The following is a 17,459-nucleotide window of genomic DNA, read 5'->3' on the forward strand; positions in this document are numbered from 1 at the left end:
CGTGCCACGAACAATCACCACCGGCGTCATGCCCAGTGTCTTCAACGAGGCCAGCGCCGCGTCGATCTGCGCGAGGGCCGCCCAGTTATAGGGGGCGCCGCGCGCTGGCTCAACCTTACTCCATTCCACACCATTCACCCGCATCCAGTATGCCCCAAGGTTGCGCGCCTGCGTAAGCACCCGAGTGTCCCCGAAGCCATACAGCGTCGCCTCAGTCCCAAAGATCGACGGAGGGCGCGGGAGCCCGATCAGCGGCAGGTATACCCGGCTCGTCGGTGCCTGCGCAGCCACGGGCAGCTGCGATACGCCCAGACAAGCAAGAAGTAAAAGGAGCAGCGAGACAAACTGTTTGCGCCGGGACATAGAAAGAACCTCCCATACTAGCAGCGGACGAACATCACAATGGGCAGAGGCATGCTGCATCAGAACACGGAGGACTAAGCCGACAAAGGGGTCGCGGCGAACCCTGTGCGATCCCAAGACAGATGAAGGCAGCGACATTGCGCTGCCTCCATCGAAGTCACAGATCATGAGTAGTCTCAGCAGCTGCGCCGGGTCTCAAGATAATGCACGCCAGAGCCAAGCGCGAGCGTAAACATGCCGCCCTTGAATGTGATACTGGAGCCCCCCATCGGCTGCCCGCCATCCCATATCCGCACGTCGTCGAGCCAGACCGAGCTATCAGCGCCGGAGCCAGGTACGGCGACGGTCCCGCTCATCCCAGCAGGGCCGCTCACCGTCAGCTGGATCTGACCACACGCGCCCGCCGACCAGTCTACCACAAGATCACCGTCGTTCTGAGCCAGGGGCAGCCGCCCAGACACCCCGGCGCGCGTGGTGACTGGCACCTGCACCTCCCATTGGGAAGGGCTGATCTGACGAGAGCCGAGCAGATAGGTGCTCAGAAACCACGTCGGCGAGCTACCCCAGGCGTGCGACAGGCTCGACATATAGTACCCGTCAGCAATGTAGCTCTCCCACCATGATGTCGCGCCACGATCGAGCATCGAGCCAAAGAAACGATCGATCACCGAGAGCGCATCATCGATCCGGCCAACCCGGCCAAGGCCCTTGAGCACCATATATGTGCCAAGGATCTGTGCGCCCGGCTTCTCGGGGGTACCGAGCATCGTGAGCAGCGAGTCGGCGAGCCGCTGCGCCTCGCTATCGGCAACAAGCCCAAAGGCGAGCGCTGCCGCCTGGGCCTGCGGGGTAGGGTCGGTGCGCTGCCCGTTGAAAACACCCCCGATATAGCGCCCCTGCGCAGGGACGTAGAGCACCTGATTAGCCTTTACGCGCAGCGTCGCCGCGCGCTGACGCCACGCTGCGGCCTGGTCCGACATCCCAAGCTGTTCAGCAATCGCCGCGCTATCAAGCAGCGTGCCGTAGTAAAAAGCGTTGGCCGCCGTCGTCTGACCACGCCGATCCCAGTAGCTGTTCGAGTCGATATAGACCGTGGCGGAAACCGCCAGGCTCATATCGATGAGCCCGCTCTCGGGGCTCTCCAGGCTAGCGAGGTAGCGCATAAACGTCTGGATCTTCGGGTAGATCGACTCAACAAACGACCAGTCGCCCGTGCGCTGGCCATAGTCGTAGGCGCTCTGCACCCAGTACATCCCATAATCGACGAAGTGGAGGCCCCCACCGCTTGGTGCCAGCGCCATCGGCTGGGTGTCTGTCACCGTATCGGCCATCTGCATGAGCCCGCGGCGCAGCAGGGTGGCGTCGCCGAAGGCGACCTTATTTGCAAGGTCGGCGATATGCGCATCACCCCACCACTGCCCGCGCTCGCGCCACGGGTCGGCATAGGCGTCAGTCATATTCGAGCGCAGCGTATCGACGCCCACCTGCCAGATCCGATCCAGGCGCGCATCTCCACTGCTGAAGCTCCCGCGCTGCACAAGCGGGTAGCGCTCCTCCAGGATCCGCAGGTTCAGTAGCGTTGTTGGTGTCGACGCCCAGACGGCGATCAGCACATACCGCCCGGCGCGCGCATCAATGGTCGTCAGGGTATGTGAGTCTGAGGCAAGCACCCACGAGTCACTCTGGTTCCACTCGGGGTGGAGCGAGCCAGGGTAGGGCAGCGGGCGCACGCCTTGCCAGAGCCGCTCGTCCCAGCCGATGTCGATCAAGGTGCCCGCTGGGCCAGCGACATCGGCCACCAGGCGGCCATGCACGGTGCGCCCCAGGTCGAGGATGGCGTAGGACGGCCCAGGGCCAAAGCTCATATTGAGACCAGACGTGCCGAAGCGAGTCACGGCCGCAGGGTCGGCGACAAGATCCGGCAGCAGCAGGCGCCGCCCGGCGTGAGCGCCGACGCCGAGGGCAGGCGGGGGGGAGCTTATCGGGCCGCTGATGCTGAAGGCCCAGGATTCGCCAGGGGGAAGGCCGGCGACCGCGAGCCGATGATTCCCGGCGCTCAGCGAAACGCTCACCTGGTAGCGGTCGGGGTGCATCGAGGGCTGCTGCCACCAGCCAAGCAGCTGCGCGTCAAGTGTTGCGACACTCGCGAGCGCCGGCTGGCCGGGGGGGGAGAGCGCCTGGAGCGTCACGCTGGCATCATGCTCAAGGGTAAACGTATATGATGCCGCACCATCAGGCCCCGGGATCAGCTCGCCCACCCATGCGTTAGGGGAGAGCTGGCCGACAGCGATGATCTTCGGGGTGATCGGCACATTCGCCAGCGGCATAATCGAGCGGGGCTGATAGATCGCCGTGGCGGCCGTAGGCTCGCGGACCACCGCCCTCGGCCAGGCTGAGGAGTCGAAGCTGGGCTGATTCCATCCTGCCGGGAGCGCGCGCAGATCAAGCAGCTCAGTGGGGCCAAAGATGCCCCAGGTGTGGACCGGCGCCGGGTGAGTGTTCCACGCCGTGCTGCTCACAGCCGCGCACATGGTCGATGTGAGGATGATCGAGCGACGGCTCCCCTCAGCATCCGAGCCAACGATCCGGCCCTGTACCTGTGGTGCGATCGACTCAGAGCGGCGTAAGTTTGGCGCCCATTGAGCAAGCACCGCCAGCGTATAATCCCCGGCTGCCAGATCACTCAGCGCGATCACATCGTACTCGCGGCGCACCTGCGAGAAGCGGGCCGGGCCGCGGCCGATAAATGAGCCCTCCAGCCAGGCCTCGTAGCGCGTGTCGGCAAATATCTGTAGCTCGGCGTCGGCCAGCGGCCCATCCAGCCGGACGGCGCAGCGAAGCAGCACCACCTCGTGCGGCGGCGGCGAGGCCGATCTATTCGCCCAGAGCGCGGGGGTTTGCCCGAACGTGTCCGCTAGGTGAACAAGCGGTAAAAACACCTGGTTCTGCTGATTTACGCGCTGCGAGGTGGTGGCGCTTGAGGCAATCGCCAGATCGGTCAATCGGGGGATTAATATCGCAACCAGGAGCGTCACGATACGAGCTATATGTATCGTAGTGTCTCTACGAGAATGGTGCATGAGGGTTTTGCAGATGTGGTATCAGTAACTTGAAAATTATAGCACATCTCTCCTCTGGCGGGGGGCACAGCGCAACTCTTTGGCCCGCCAGCACGTCCTATGGGCACTGAGAACAAGGGGCAAAGGAGACCGCAATGCAGACACCACTACGACTGATGCGCAGCCGAGATGACAAGATGATCGCCGGCGTGGCCAGCGGAATCGGCAGATATCTGAGCATCGACCCGGTGCTCGTGCGGATCGCATTTGTGCTGCTGGCCCTGAGCGGGGCGAGCCTGCTGATCTACCCGCTGCTCTGGATCATTATGCCAGAGGAGCCGGCCGGCGTGCCGCACGCCTCCCCGCCGGGAGGGCAGGTCTTCGTGGCCGAGGGCACGCCCACACAGCGCATCCGGATCGACCCGAGCACCGGCGCGCCCCAGCAGCCCGATCAGGAGATCCCCATCCAGAACCTCGGCGCGGGCCAGCCGGCGGGTGCCGACCCGACGAGCCGCCAGCGCATGCTCGGCGTGGTTCTGCTCGGCGTCGGCGCGTTCATAGCCGTCAAGCTGCTCATCCCCGGCATTGGCTCGCTGCTCGTGCCGGCCCTGCTGATCGCCGGCGGAGTCTGGCTACTGCGGCGGGGATAAAAGAGGGGGGCCGGAAGAGTTGAGATCTTCCGGCCCCCCTCTTTTAATACTGAGCTAGCTCTGCGAGAGCTCGCGAAGTCGCGAGGGGTTGAGCAGCGTGATGCCCGAGCGGTCCACATCAAGCAGGCGCGCGTCGCGGAACTGGTTGATCACCTTCGTCACCGTCTCGCGGTAGGCGTTGATCATCTCGGCAAGCTGCTGGTGGGTGCGCCGGGGAACGCGCTGCTGCGGGCGCGGGCCCTCGCTGACCTGCGTCTCCGACATCTCCAGGAGCACTGAGGCGAGCCGGGCCGGCACCGACTTAAAGGCCACCTCATCGATCCGCCGGCTCACCGTCAGCCGGTGCTGGCCGATCATCTCGATCAGGGCCATGCCCATCGAGGGGTTGCGCTGGATGAGATCAAACAGAGGCGCCCGAGGCACAGCGATCACGCGCACTGGGCTCAGCGCCTCGGCGTAGGTGTCGTAGGATGCCGCGCCCTCAAGCACGCTATGGCCAAAGATCTGCCCCGGCTCCATCACCCGCAGCGTAAGCACGCGCCCCCCAGACGAGAGCATCTGTAGGCTGACCTGGCCGGAGATGAGCATGTAGAGGGCGTAGGCGGGCTGTGTGGGCGTGTGGATATAGCTGTGCCGGCGAAAGCTCTGCGCCGTGCCAAGCGACTCTAGCGCGGCCCACAGCACACGCTGCGGCTCCCCGTCACTCGTCTCAGGTGCCATGTGACGCCCCTTTCTCACCCTTTTCGGACACCGGCCACGATAATTGTTCTATTGTAGCATATACGTGATAATGACGGGTGAACATTTCCTGAGAATGCTATGCTCCGACCCCGCCGCCAAGATGGACTATAATGCTTCTATGAGCCTTTTGCCTACCCGCACGATCTTCTGGTTCAGCGTGGGCATCACCCTGCTGATCGGCGCCATCCTCGCCGGGTGCTCCTTCGCCGCCGGCCCCGCCCCTGCCGCCGTCAGGACGCCCGCGCCCCCCGCCGCAACCGCCGCGCCGAGCCCCGCGCCCGCGCCGCCGACATCCACGCCGCTCCCGCGCGGAGGGAACCTCTCCATCCGCCTCGCCGAGGATCTGCCCGACCTGCGGCCCTGGCAGCCTCGGTCCCGCGGCGAGGAGCAGGTGACCGCCATGCTCTACAGCGGCCTGATGCGCCTCGACGAGCGGCTCCGCCCCGTGCCCGACCTGGCCGAGTACTGGGACACCACCCCCGACGGGCGCACGATCACCTTCACGCTGCGCAGCGGCCTCACCTGGCACGACGGCGCACCACTCGACTCGGGCGATGTCCTCTTCACCCTGGAGCAGCTGCGCACGCTCCCCGTCACTAGCACCGCGCTCCTGGCCGACCTGCGCACGATCGAGGCGGTCACCACGCCCACCAGCGGCACCATCGTGCTCCAGCTGAACGGGCGCTACGCCCCGCTCCTGTCGGCGCTCGCCGTGCCTGTCCTGCCACGCCACATCCTTGCGGGCCGCGACATCGGCGCCCTAAACTTCTGGGATCTGCCCGTCGGCAGCGGGCCGTTCAAGCTTGAGGAGCGCCGGCCCGGCCAGGCGATCATCCTCTCGCGCTTCGACGGGTTCGCCCGGGGCGCGCCCCTGCTCGACCGGGTGGCTTTCGTGGTCGCCCCCGACCCCGGCGTGGCACTCAAGGCGCTCGGCGACGGCGAGCTGCAGCTCGCCGAGCTGCCCTGGGGCCTGCAGAGCGACGCCGCAGCCGCCCCCGGCCTCCAGCTCGGCGCCTACCCCGAGAACGGCTACTACTTCCTCGGCTTCAACCTGCGCGAGGGCCACCCCTTCGCCGACCTCGCCCTGCGCCAGGCCCTCGCCAAGGCCGTCGATGTGCCCCGCCTCGTCGAGGCCGCCACCAAGGGACAGGGCATCCCGATCAGCTCCAGCGCCCTCCCTGGCTCCTGGGCCGACCTCACCCCGCCCCCGGCCGACTCGGCCGACCTCGACGGCGCACGGGACATCCTCGACGCCGCCGGCTGGACGCTTCCGCCCGGCGCGACCATCCGCCAGCGCGACGGAATCACCCTCACCGCCAGCCTCTTCGTCCGCGGCGACGATGAGCGCCGCGTCGCCGCCGCCCGCCGCATCGCCGACGCCGCCGCCAGCGTCGGCTTCCAGATCGATGTCGAGCCAGCCGACTTCGCCACGGTCATCCTCGCCAAGTACGCCACGCCCTACAGCTTCGACCTGCTCCTCGGCAGCTGGAGCAACGGCATGGCCGACCCGGCCTTCGCCGACTCGTCCTACTATGACCCCGACGACTTCGCGCTCTTCCACTCAAGCCAGCTCAACCAGGGCGAGGCCGACACCCGGGCCACCCGCAACGTCGTCGGCTTCGCCGACTCGGCCTACGATAACCAGGCCCAGGCCGCCCGTCAGCTCTACAACCAGGACGAGCGCGCCGCCGCGATCAGCCAGACCCAGGCCCGCGTCGCCGAGCAGCTGCCCTACATCTTCCTCTGGGACGACCGCCTGCCCGTCGCCCTCAGCGCCACCGTCACCACCCTCGACGGCCCGGTCAGCCTCAGCTCGCCGCGCTACCTCTGGAACATCGAGCGCTGGCACCTCTTGAAATGATTAATGTTGAATGTTAAATGTTGAATGGGCCATTCAACATTCAACATTCAACATTAATCATTCAACATTCCTATGAACCCCTTCACCGAGCGATCCCGCATCACCGAGCCGGCCCGCTTCACCGGGCGCTGGCGCGAGGTGTCTATGGTCTTCGAGCGCATCGAGCGGCGCCGGCCAGCTATGGTGGCCGGGGCGCCCGGGGTCGGCAAGTCATCCCTGATCACCCACGTGGCCCAGTCGGCCGGCGCGGTGATGGAGCTGCCCGGCATGCGCTCGCTCTTCCTCGACCTCGCCGTCCTCCCCGACGCGGGCACCTGCGTCGGCCTGATCGTGCGCGCGCTCGGCGGCGTCGGCCAGACGATGGACGACCTGGAGCTGGCCATGGCCGAGGAGGGCCACACGGTGCTGGTCTGCCTCGACAATGCGCAGGCGGCGATCGCGGCGGGCTGGGGCGAGTCCCTGCTTGAGCGGCTGGCCCGCCTGGCCCGGCGCAGCGTGCCGGTCTACCCCGGCGGGATCGCCCCGCCCGGAGCCGGCGAGTTCGACCTGCTGCTCGTCGCGGCGGCGGGCCGCGAGCCGCCGCAGCTCAGCGAGCCCTTCGGCGCCGTCACCCTCGGCGCGATGCCCGCCACCGAGGTGCGGCTGCTCTGCGAGGCCTACCTGGACGGCACCGGGGTGGAGTTCAGCCCCGCAGAGATCCGCGAGCTGGGCCGGCTGAGCGCCGGCCACCCGGCCTACATCCAGCGCGCCGCCCACCACCTCTTCACCGCCCACACCCAGCCCGGCTACGGCTGGCGGGCCGCCTACCTGGCCGAAGCCCGCGAGCGCCCCGTGCCCGGCGCGCCCCTGCCGCCGGCGGTCTTCAGCGGCGAGGGCGAGGGCGAGCAGTTCGAGTCGATCTACGGCGAGGATGGCGAGATCGTGGAGGGGGCCGAGCGGCCGGAGCCGCCGCGCTGGCACATGGAGAGCCCGGCCGCTCTGGCGGCGGCCCTGGCCCCCCTGCTGATCGCCATCCTGGCCCTCCAGGTCAGCGGCAGCTGGCCGGCCGCCGCCGCCGCCCTCGTCGTCGGCTACGGGGCCGCCGCGCTCGCCACACGCCGACGCTAGCGCCGGCGCGGCCAGCGCGCCCGCCATCGCCGCCGCGCCCGCCCAGATCACCGCCGACGCCACCGTGCGCCCGCTCCGCCAGAGCGAGCTGCGCTTCGAGGTCGGCGGCACCGTGGCCGAGCTGCTCGTCGCTGAGGGCGACGCCGTCGCCGAGGGCGACCCGCTGGCCCGTCTGGACACGCGCGACCTGGAGCTGGCCGTGGAGCAGGCCCGCGCCGCCCTCGGCGAGGCGCGGGCCGCCTACGCTCAGCTGGAGGCCGGGGCCAGCCCTGAGGAGATCGCCGCCGCCCAGGCCCGTCGCGACCAGGCCGCCGCCCAGCTCGCCCAGACCCAGGGCGGCGTGACTGCCAGCGACATCGCGGCGGCCCAGGCCCAGCTGCGCGAGGCGAACGAGCGGCTGGCCCAGCTGCGCCGCGGGGCCGACCCCGAGCCGGTCGCCGCCGCCCGCGCCCAGGTGTCCCAGGCCCAGGCCAGCCTCGCCACGCAGCGCGACGCCCTCGCGGCGGCCAAAGTCCAGGCCGAGTCGCAGCTGACCCAGGCCGCAAACTCCCTGCGCACCCTCCAGGACGAGTACAGCCGGGTCTACTGGGACAACCGCGAGCTGGAGAAGTACCCGGGCGACCTGCCGCAGGCCCACAAGGATATGGAGGCCGCCGCGCTGCGCCAGGTGCAGAACGCCGAGGAGGCCATGCGCCAGGCCCAGACGGCCCTCGACCAGGCCCGCCAGGCCGAGGTGAGCGGCAACCAGGCTGCCCAGGCCCAGCTCGCCGAGGCCCAGGCCAACCTGGACAACCTGCTGGCCGCCGCCGACCCCGACCAGATCGCGGCGGCCCAGGCCCAGGTGGCGCTGGCCCAGGCCAACCTGGATCGGCTGCGCGGCCCCGAGCGCGCCGGCCAGGTTGAGGCGGCCGACGCGGCCGCCCGCGCGGCCCAGGCCAGTCTCGACCAGGCCATCGCCCCCACCCGCGGCGTCGATCTGGAGGTGGCCCAGGCCCGCATCCAGTCGGCCGAGGTGGGGCTGCGCCAGGCCGAGCGCGCCCTGGAGAAGGCCACCCTGCGCGCCCCCTTCGCCGGCCTGATCGGCGAGCTCAACCTGCACATCGGCGAGGCGGTGGGCGGCGCGAGTGCGCCTGCCGCAGTCATCGCCGACACCAGCGCCTGGAAGGTCGAGACCGACAACCTGACTGAGCGCGACGTGGTGCGGCTGGCGGTGGGCGCCCCGGCCACGATCAGCTTCGACGCCCTGCCCGACCTGAGCCTCCCCGGCACCGTCAGCGCGATCAAGCCCCTGGGCAAAGACTCCTACGGCGACATCACCTACACTGTCACCGTCATCCCCTCCAACTGGGACCCGCGCCTGCGCCCGCAGATGAGCGCCAGCGTGACGTTCGTGCCGTAGCGCGCAGCGCCCGCAAGCGGAAGGGCATCAGGCGGCACGCAGCCGCCCGATGCCCTTCCGCAGCTCCATCGCCCACAGCACCGTGCTGCCCACCGCTGTGCAGATCAGCCAGTCCATCGGCGTGAGCGGCACCGTGCTGAAGGCCTGCTGGAGCACCGGCACGTACACCACCGCCACCTGTAGCGCCACCGAGAGCGCCACCGCCAGCCAGAGCCAGCCGTTGCTGCCCAGCTTGTGGAAGGCGCTGTGACGCTCGAAGCGCGCGTTGAACACGTTGAACAGCTGGAAGATGACCAGCGTGGTGAAGGCCAGCGTCTGCGCGTAGTGGATATCGCCCGCGCCGCCGGGCAGCAGCCCGCCGGGCAGCGCCCAGTCCATCACCCCAAGCGTGCCCGCCCCCATCACCGAACCGATCAGCACGATGTCGAACCACATCGGCCCGGTGATCACGTTGCTGCGCGGGTCGCGCGGCGGCCGGGTCATCACATCGTGGTCGGCCGGGTCCACGCCCAGGGCAAGGGCCGGCGCCGAGTCGGTGAGCAGGTTCACCCAGAGGATCTGTGTGGCCAGCAGAGGTAGCACCACCGCCGAGCCCGCCTCGGGCACCAGGCCGATCAGGTCGGCCAGCACCACCCCGAAGAACATGGTAAACACCTCGCCGATGTTTGACGAGAGCAGGTAGCGCAGGAACTTCTGGATATTGGCGAAGATCGAGCGGCCCTCCTCCACGGCGGCCACGATCGAGGCGAAGTTATCGTCGGTCAGGATCATGTCGGCCGCGCCCTTGCTCACGTCCGTCCCGGTGATGCCCATGGCCACGCCGATGTCGGCCGACTTGAGGGCCGGCGCGTCGTTCACGCCGTCGCCGGTCATCGCGGCGATCTCGCCGTTGGCCTTGAGCGCCCGCACGATCCGCAGCTTGTGCTCGGGGGCCACCCGCGCGTAGACGCTGTGCTCGACCACCGCCGCCCGCAGGGCCGCCTCGTCCATCTGCTCGATCTCGGCCCCGCGCACCGCCCGCTCGCCCGCCGCCGCGATCCCCAGCTCCGCGGCGATCGCCGCCGCCGTGGTCGGGTGGTCCCCGGTGATCATGATCGGCCGCACCCCGGCCACCCTGGCGTCGGCCACGGCGGCCTGCGCCTCCGGCCGGGGCGGGTCGATCATGCCGATCACCCCCAGGAAGACCAGCTCGCGCTCCACGTCCTTCTCACTGATTGCAGATTGCAGATTGTAGATTGTAGATTGTGACGTGCGCGCTGCTTCAGCGTCGTCTTTCAAATCTGCAATCTGCAATCTGAAATCTGCAATTGGCAGCGTGCGGTAGGCCACGCCCAGGGTGCGCAGCGCCTCGCCGGCCAGCGACTCGACGCCCGAGATGATCGCCGCGCGGCGCTCGTCGCTCAGCGTGCGGACCTCCTCTCCCACCCGCTCGTGCTCACATCGCGAGAGCAGGATGTCGGGGGCGCCCTTGGCGAAGACGATCACCCGCTCGCGGTGCTCGGCATCGGTGTGGGCGGTGCTCATCAGCTTGCGCTCGGAGCTGAAGGGCACCTCGGCCACCCGCGGGAAGCGCTCGCCCAGCTCATCGTCGGTCAGCCCGGCCTTGCGCGCCGCCACCAGGATGGCCCCCTCGGTCGGGTCGCCCTGGATCGTCCAGCGCCCGTCCTCGCCGCGCAGCAGCCCCGCGTTGTTGGCCAGGTCGGCGGCGCGCAGGGTCTTCTGCACCTCCGTGCGCAGCGCCGGGTCGGCCAGGGGCGCGCCCGCCCGCTCCAGCTCGCCCTCGGGCGCGTAGCCGATGCCGGTCAGGTCCACCCGGCCGCCGGCGGTGATCACCGCGCGCACCGTCATCTCATTCTTGGTCAGCGTGCCGGTCTTATCCGAGCAGATCACCGTGGTCGAGCCCAGCGTCTCCACCGCCGAGAGCTTGCGCACAATCACGTTGCGCTTCGCCATGCGCTGCATGCCCAGCGAGAGCACGATCGTCGTGATCGCCGTCAGCCCCTCGGGCACCGCCGCCACCGCCAGCGAGACGCCGAGCAGCAGCACGTCCACCAGCTCGCCCAGGTCGCGCACCTCATCGACGAGCACGATCGTCACGCTCATCACCACGGCGATGATGATCACCACGATGCCGAGCAGCTTGCCAACCCTGGCCAGCTCGCGCTGGAGCGGGGTGCTCTCGTCCTCGGCCTCCTGGAGCGACCCGGCGATCTTGCCGATCTCACTCGATGGGCCGGTGGCCGTCACCAGCGCCCGGCCGCGCCCGGAGGCCACGGCGGTGCCGCCGAAGACCATATTCTGCCGGTCGCCGATGCTGGCCTCGCCGGGGATGGCCGCGCTATCCTTGGAGACGGCGCTGCTCTCGCCGGTGAGCGTCGACTCGGCCACGCGCATGGCGATCGACTCGATCACCCGCGCGTCGGCGGGCAGCGTGTCGCCCTCCTCGATCAGCAGGATGTCGCCGGGCACCACCTCGGCCGAGGGCACCTGCTGCTGCGCCCCGTCGCGCAGGACGCGGGCGGTGGGCGAGGACATGGCCTGGAGGGCGGCCACCGCCTGCTCGGCGCGGCTCTCCTGGACGAAGCCGAGCGCGCCGTTGAGCAGCACGATCGCCAGGATGGTGATCGTCTCGAAGGGCACCGGCTCGGCGCGCTCGATCAGCCATGCCACAAACGAGATCACCGTGGCGGCGAGCAGCAGGCCGGTCAGCGGGTCGCGGAACTGGGCCAGGAAGCGCAGCCAGGCCGGGGTGGGCGGCGGCGACGGCAGCTCGTTGCGCCCGTGGCGGCCCAGGCGGCCGGCGGCATCCTCGGCGCTCAGCCCGCGCGCCGGGCTCACATCCAGCTCGGCGAGCAGGTCGGACACCTCGCGGGCGTAGGGCGGCTTGGCCGCGCTTGTCATAGGGGTCTCCCTGGTGATATAGGCGTAGCGCAGGTATTATACTTGCTGAGGGAAGAGCGACGGCCACTGATCACCGACGACCGAACACCGACCACAAGCCAAAGGAGCCGCCCATGGACCAGCAGCTCAGCACCACCCTGCCCCGGCTCAGCATAGGCGCGGTGGTGCCGAACTTCACCCTGGCCGGGCTCGACGGCCAGCCGGTGCGGCGCAGCGCCTACCGGGCGCGCAAGCACCTGGCCCTGCTCATGCTTCCCGGCGTCGATATGCTGGCGCGGATATATATCGAGGGGCTGCGCGATGTCTACAGCAATATCTGCGCCGCCGACGGCGAGGTGCTGGTGCTCGTCGCCGACCCCGCCGCCCGCGCCGACGGCCTGCGCGCGGCCATCGATGTGCCCTTCCCTATCTTGCTCGACCCCGGCGGCGCGGCGAGCCAGAAGTTCCTTCCCGACGGCGCGCGCTACGGCCTGTTCATCCTTGACCGCTACGGCGCCCTGCACGCCCAGTGGGCGATTACCGCGCCGCCGCTCCCGCCCGTGTCAGACGTGGTGGAGTGGATCGAGGTGATCGACAACCAGTGCTCGTTGTGATGGTGTGACCAACGCGCCGCCCGCGCCATTGGCGGCCCGCCCGTCGGGTAGGGCCGAAGCATTGTGATGGGCGCGCCTCGGCGCGCCCATCACAATGCTTCGGCCCTACGGCGTTGACGGCGCACCCGCCCGTGGCGACGCCGCCAACGGCGTGACCAGCGCGCCGCCCGCGCCATCGGCGGCCCGCCCGTCGGCGAAGATCGTCTGCCCGCGCCGGATGGTGCGCGCAACCCGCCCGCCCATCGCCCGCCCGACGTAGGGGCTGAGCCGGTGGCGGTCGAGCAGATCCTCGCGGCGCAGGGCCGCCCGGTCGCCCAGGTCGACCAGGGCCAGGTCGGCGTCGTGGCCCGGCGCGATCTGGCCCTTGCGCCCGGCGATGCCGAAGCGCCGGGCCACGTTCCCCGCCGTCAGCCCCGCCACGGCGGCCAGGGCCATGCCGCGCCGGTGGTGGCCCTCCTCAAGCAGCAGGCCCAGGGTGGACTGCACCCCGGCGATGCCGCCCCACAGGGCGAAGAAGCTCGCGCCCGCGCCCTTCATCTCCGGCGGCGCCGGCGAGTGGTCGGAGGCCACCAGGTCGATCTGGCCGGCCAGCAGGCGTGACCACAGATCGCCCTGGTCGGCCTCGCCCCGGATGGGCGGCGCGCACTTGGCCGCCGCGCCGATCCGCTCCACGTCGTCCTCGGTCAGCGCCAGGTAGTGCGGGCAGGTCTCACAGGTCACATCGACCCCGCGCGCGCGGGCCTCGGCCACCAGGGCCACGCCGGCCCCGCTGCTCACGTGGACGATGTGCAGGGCGCAGCCGGTCTGCCCGGCGAAGAGCAGGGCGCGCTGGATGGCCTCTAGCTCGGCGATCACCGGCCGCGAGGCCAGGTAGTCGCGGGCCGTGGCGCGGCCCTCGGCCAGGGCGCGGGCGGCCAGGGCCGAGGTGAGCGCATCGCTCTCGGCGTGGACGGCCACCGGCAGGCCGAGCCGGGCGGCCCGCGCCATGCCCTCGTAGAGCGTCAGGTCATCGGCGGCCGCGAAGTCGTCGATGCCGCTGTTTGACATAAATGCCTTAAAGCCAATCACGCCGCAGGCCGCCAGCTCATCGAGCCGGCCGACGCCGCCGGGCACCAGCCCGCCCCAGAGCGCGAAGTCGGCCATGGAGGACGCCTCGGCGGCGGCGCGCTTGAGCGCGAAGCTGGCGGCGTCGAGGGTGGGCGGGCTGGCGTTCAGCGGCATCTCGAAGCAGAGCGCGCCCCCGCCTGCGGCCAGCGCCCGCGAGCCTGTGGCCCAGCCCTCCCATGCCGTGCGCCCCGGCTCGTTGAAGTGGACGTGGGCGTCGATCAGGGCCGGCAGCACGTGCAGGCCCGTGGCGGTGATCTCCGTGCGCGCCGCCCCCTCCAGCCCCGGCCCGACGGCGGCGACCAGTCCGTCCGCCACCGCCACATCGGCCACCGCCACGCCCCGAGGCGTCACGGCGACGCCCCCGCGGATGATCAGATCGTATCGAGACATCACGCCCCTACGCCATCCCGTCAAGGAACCGCCCCACCACATCAATGGCGACCGCCACATCCTCCACCGTCACCGACTCGGCCGGGTTATGGCTGACCCCGCCCTTACAGCGCACGAACAGCATGGCCGCGTCGGTCACGCCCGCCATCACGGCGGCGTCGTGGCCGGCCCCGCTGGGCAGCTCGGTCGGCGGGTGGCCGGCGGCGGCGATCGCGGCGGCGAGCCGCTCGCGCAGGGCCGGCGTCATCGGCACCGCCGGCTGGCCGTGCCCGTCATCCCAGGCCATGCCGAGGCCGCGCGCGGCGGCGATCTCCTCGGCCCGCCGGCGCAGTGCGGACAGCCCCTCCAGGCGCGCCGGGCTCTCCTGGTGGCGCAGGTCCAGGCTGAGCGTGGCGGCGCCGGGGATCACATTGCTGGCGCCGGGCGCGAGCGCCAGCTGGCCGACGGTGGCCACCAGGCCCGGCACGCCGCGCGCGTACTGCTCGGCGGCCAGCACAAACTCGGCGGCCGCGCAGAGCGCGTCGTGGCGCAAATCCATCGGCACGGTGCCGGCGTGGCCGGCCACCCCCGTGAAGGTCAGGCTGCTCCGGCCGAGGCCGGTGATCGCGCTCACCACGCCCACCGGCATGCCCGCCAGCTCCAGCTGCGGCCCCTGCTCGATATGCACCTCCAGGTAGCCGAGCAGATCCCAGGAACGAGGGGAAGCGCAGGCCCTCCTCTTCGGTGAAGGCCACCACCTCGACGGCGAAGGGCAGGCGGCGGCCGGCGCGGTGCAGCCGCTCGACGGCGGCCAGCCCCACCAGCACCCCCAGCGGGCCATCATACTTCCCGGCGTCGCGCACCGTGTCCAGGTGCGATCCGATGATCAGCGTGCGGGCCGCCGAGCGGTCGGCCGGGTAGCTCCCCACCAGACTCCCGGCGTTATCCTCGTAGACCGTCATGCCGGCGGCGCGCATCCAGCCGGACACCATATCGTGGGCGGAGCGCATCGCCGGGGTGAGCGAGCGCCGGGTGAGCCGGCCCTCCTCCTCGCTGATCGCCCCCAGGGCGTCGCACCGCCCCATCACCAGCCGGGCGAGATCGTTAGACATAGAAAGCCTAATCTATACATTTATTTGCCCGTAGGGCCGAAGCATATGCGATTGTCGCTCCGCGACAATCGCATATGCTCCGGCCCTACACCCCCTGTCCATACGCCTTCGCGATCGTCATGCGCGCGCTGAGCCGAGGCGCGTCGGGGCGGCGCTGGAGCCATGCCGCAACTCCCTCGGGGCCGAGGTAGCGCGCGGCCAGTCGCGCCCGCAGATCCGTGTCGGGCGGCTCGACCACGGCGGTGCCCTGGAGCGTCAGGTAGCGCCGGCCATCGGAGACCGTGACGCTGATCGTCGGGCTGCGGCGCAGGTTGCGCGCCTTCACGCTGCCCGCGCCCATGCTAAAGCGGATCTCGTCTCCGTCCAGCATATACCAGACCACCGTCTGCTGGATCGAGCCGTCGGCGTTGAGGGTGGCCACGGCCGCGTAGTGGACCTCGTCCAGGTACGCACGCTGGGCGTCGCTCAGAGTCACGGGAAGGGCCATCATCGGCATCTCCTGATGTCACATACACATACGCTAATTGTACCGCGAAACCCGTCGGCTTGAGAATCGACAACCAAACAGGGGTTGACTTTAACCGTAGCATAATGCTATAGTAATTTTCAGAAAGTCCAATGGGGTGCCCCGTCTGCGTCCCTCCATTGTGTGTATTGGTTGGGGTTTGAGGGTCTACTCTCGACCCCATCTTCTTGCCGTTATGGCTGCGCACATCGGCGTGAGGGGCCTGAGCGTAGGAGAACTGCGCTCCGGCCTCTCGACATCTCCACTTCTGATACGACGATGTATCGTAGAGCGCGATGGACAGACCATTGGCTTTATGGATCTATAAGGCGTTTATCGCAAAACGCACGTATTAGTGATGGCGGCTTGACAGGATGCGTATGCTAGGGCTACCGCACAGATAGAATAGTAGGGCCGCGTCGCATGATCACAATGCGATCATACGGCTCATGGCCCCCCGGCAGCGCATCACTATCAGGCCGTCCTACAGGCAAAGGATGACCACGCTCATTCAGCAGCCCGTACAGGAGTTGGGATCGATGATGGAACGCTTACTTGAGATAGCGCGCGCGCGCGGCTATCTGACCTACAACGACATTCTTGAGGCGTTTCCTCAGCCCGAGCTGTATGTGGCAGAGGTTGACCAACTTTACGCCACCATGCAGACCGAGGGTCTGAAGGTCGTCGAGTCGGCGGCGGAGCTGGAGTCAAACCAGCCATCTGATGATGATAACCTGACCGAGCTGCCCGACCTCACCGACATCGCCTTCGATGACCCGGTGCGCATGTACCTCCAGGAGATCGGCCAGGTGCCCCTGCTCACCGCCGCCAAGGAGGTCGAGCTCGCGAAGAGCATGGAGTCTGGCGATCTGGCGCGGCAGCGCATCGACCGCGAGGAGTACACGACGGGCCGCGAGCGGATGGAGCTTGAGCGGGCCTACGCTGGCGGTTGCGAGTCGCGCCAGCACCTGATCCAGGCGAACCTGCGGCTGGTCGTCTCGATCGCCAAGAAGTACACCTCCTACGGCCTGACGATGATGGACCTCGTGCAGGAGGGGAACATCGGCCTGATGCGCGCGGTCGAGAAGTTTGACTACACCAAGGGCCATAAGTTCTCCACCTACGCTACCTGGTGGATCCGCCAGGCGATCACCCGCGCCATCGCCGACCAGAGCCGCACCATCCGCCTGCCCGTCCACATGGGCGAGGCGATCAGCCAGGTCAAGCGCACCTCGCACAAGCTCCAGCAGTCGATGCAGCGCGAGCCCACCCCCGAGGAGATCGCCGAGGCCATGGGCATCTCCGCCGGCAAGGTGCGGCGCACCCTTGAGGCCAGCATGCACCCGCTCTCCCTGGAGATGCCGGTCGGCCAGGAGGGTGAGGGCCGCATGGGCGACTTCATCGAGGACGACCGCATCTCGACGCCCTCGGAGGCCGCCGCCGCCGCGATGCTGCGCGAGCAGATCGAGGAGGTGCTCCAGAAGCTGCCCGAGCGCGAGCGCAAGATCATCCAGCTGCGCTACGGCCTCAAGGACGGCCGCTACCGCACCCTTGAGGAGGTCGGCGTCGAGTTTGGGATAACCCGCGAGCGCATCCGCCAGATAGAGGCCGTGGCCCTGCGCAAGCTGCGCCACCCCCACCTCGGCAAGAAGCTGCGCGGCTACCTCGACTAGAGCGGCCCTGACCAATGAC

General features: G+C 69.1%; 11 protein-coding genes and 2 pseudogenes. 6 read left to right on the forward strand and 7 right to left on the reverse strand.

Annotated features, from left to right (window positions below; translation table 11 throughout):
* Positions 1-363: pseudogene (locus K2Z83_RS24590) on the reverse strand (hypothetical protein); the annotation flags it as partial.
* A gap of 176 nt (positions 364-539) precedes the next feature.
* Positions 540-3,302 carry an alpha-L-rhamnosidase gene (locus K2Z83_RS30195; protein WP_220597822.1) on the reverse strand — a complete coding sequence of 921 codons (2,763 nt, stop codon included), beginning with the start codon at positions 3,300-3,302 and terminating at the stop codon, positions 540-542.
* Between the two features lie 275 nt (positions 3,303-3,577).
* Between K2Z83_RS30195 and K2Z83_RS24600 the strand changes: the two genes are divergently transcribed.
* Complete coding sequence (locus K2Z83_RS24600) at positions 3,578-4,072, forward strand: PspC domain-containing protein (RefSeq protein ID WP_220597823.1); 495 nt, start codon at positions 3,578-3,580, stop codon at positions 4,070-4,072.
* 54 nt (positions 4,073-4,126) lie between these two features.
* On the opposite strand, the gene K2Z83_RS24605 is transcribed toward K2Z83_RS24600, so the two are convergent.
* On the reverse strand, positions 4,127-4,792 hold the full coding sequence (locus K2Z83_RS24605; protein ID WP_220597824.1) for a Crp/Fnr family transcriptional regulator: 666 nt from the start codon (positions 4,790-4,792) through the stop codon (positions 4,127-4,129).
* 139 nt (positions 4,793-4,931) lie between these two features.
* On the opposite strand from K2Z83_RS24605, the gene K2Z83_RS24610 reads away from it, so the two are divergent.
* The 3 genes from K2Z83_RS24610 (at position 4,932) to K2Z83_RS24620 (ending at position 9,180) form a co-directional block, all read left to right on the forward strand.
* Positions 4,932-6,674 (forward strand): peptide ABC transporter substrate-binding protein, encoded by a 1,743-nt coding sequence (locus K2Z83_RS24610; RefSeq protein ID WP_255604484.1) that lies wholly within the window; start codon positions 4,932-4,934, stop codon positions 6,672-6,674.
* Between the two features lie 72 nt (positions 6,675-6,746).
* On the forward strand, positions 6,747-7,781 hold the full coding sequence (locus tag K2Z83_RS24615; RefSeq protein WP_220597825.1) for an ATP-binding protein: 1,035 nt from the start codon (positions 6,747-6,749) through the stop codon (positions 7,779-7,781).
* Between the two features lie 64 nt (positions 7,782-7,845).
* Entirely contained in the window at positions 7,846-9,180 is a 1,335-nt protein-coding gene (locus K2Z83_RS24620) for an HlyD family efflux transporter periplasmic adaptor subunit (protein WP_220597826.1), read from the forward strand.
* Between the two features lie 27 nt (positions 9,181-9,207).
* On the opposite strand, the gene K2Z83_RS24625 is transcribed toward K2Z83_RS24620, so the two are convergent.
* Positions 9,208-12,081, reverse strand: coding sequence for a cation-translocating P-type ATPase (locus K2Z83_RS24625; RefSeq protein ID WP_220597827.1), 2,874 nt, complete (start codon positions 12,079-12,081; stop codon positions 9,208-9,210).
* A gap of 113 nt (positions 12,082-12,194) precedes the next feature.
* Between K2Z83_RS24625 and K2Z83_RS24630 the strand changes: the two genes are divergently transcribed.
* Positions 12,195-12,674, forward strand: coding sequence for a peroxiredoxin (locus tag K2Z83_RS24630; RefSeq protein WP_220597828.1), 480 nt, complete (start codon positions 12,195-12,197; stop codon positions 12,672-12,674).
* 105 nt (positions 12,675-12,779) lie between these two features.
* Here K2Z83_RS24630 and allB read toward each other — a convergent pair whose 3' ends face one another.
* From allB to K2Z83_RS24645, 3 genes and pseudogenes are all read right to left on the reverse strand, one after another.
* The gene (gene allB, locus K2Z83_RS24635) at positions 12,780-14,171 is read right to left on the reverse strand and encodes an allantoinase AllB (RefSeq protein ID WP_220597829.1); all 1,392 of its coding nucleotides are present in this window, start codon (positions 14,169-14,171) and stop codon (positions 12,780-12,782) included.
* Positions 14,172-14,178: 7 nt separating this feature from the next.
* Positions 14,179-15,262 (reverse strand): annotated as a pseudogene (locus K2Z83_RS30200) (Zn-dependent hydrolase).
* A gap of 85 nt (positions 15,263-15,347) precedes the next feature.
* A complete protein-coding gene (locus tag K2Z83_RS24645; RefSeq protein WP_220597831.1) occupies positions 15,348-15,752 on the reverse strand; it encodes a PPOX class F420-dependent oxidoreductase in 405 nt (134 codons plus the stop codon).
* A 554-nt stretch (positions 15,753-16,306) separates the two neighbouring features.
* On the opposite strand from K2Z83_RS24645, the gene rpoD reads away from it, so the two are divergent.
* Positions 16,307-17,440: an RNA polymerase sigma factor RpoD gene (gene rpoD / locus K2Z83_RS24650; protein WP_220597832.1), complete on the forward strand. Its 1,134-nt coding sequence runs from the start codon at positions 16,307-16,309 to the stop codon at positions 17,438-17,440.
* Positions 17,441-17,459: the final 19 nt, after the last annotated feature.

Source organism: Oscillochloris sp. ZM17-4 (genome assembly GCF_019599295.1).
GTDB lineage: Bacteria > Chloroflexota > Chloroflexia > Chloroflexales > Chloroflexaceae > Oscillochloris.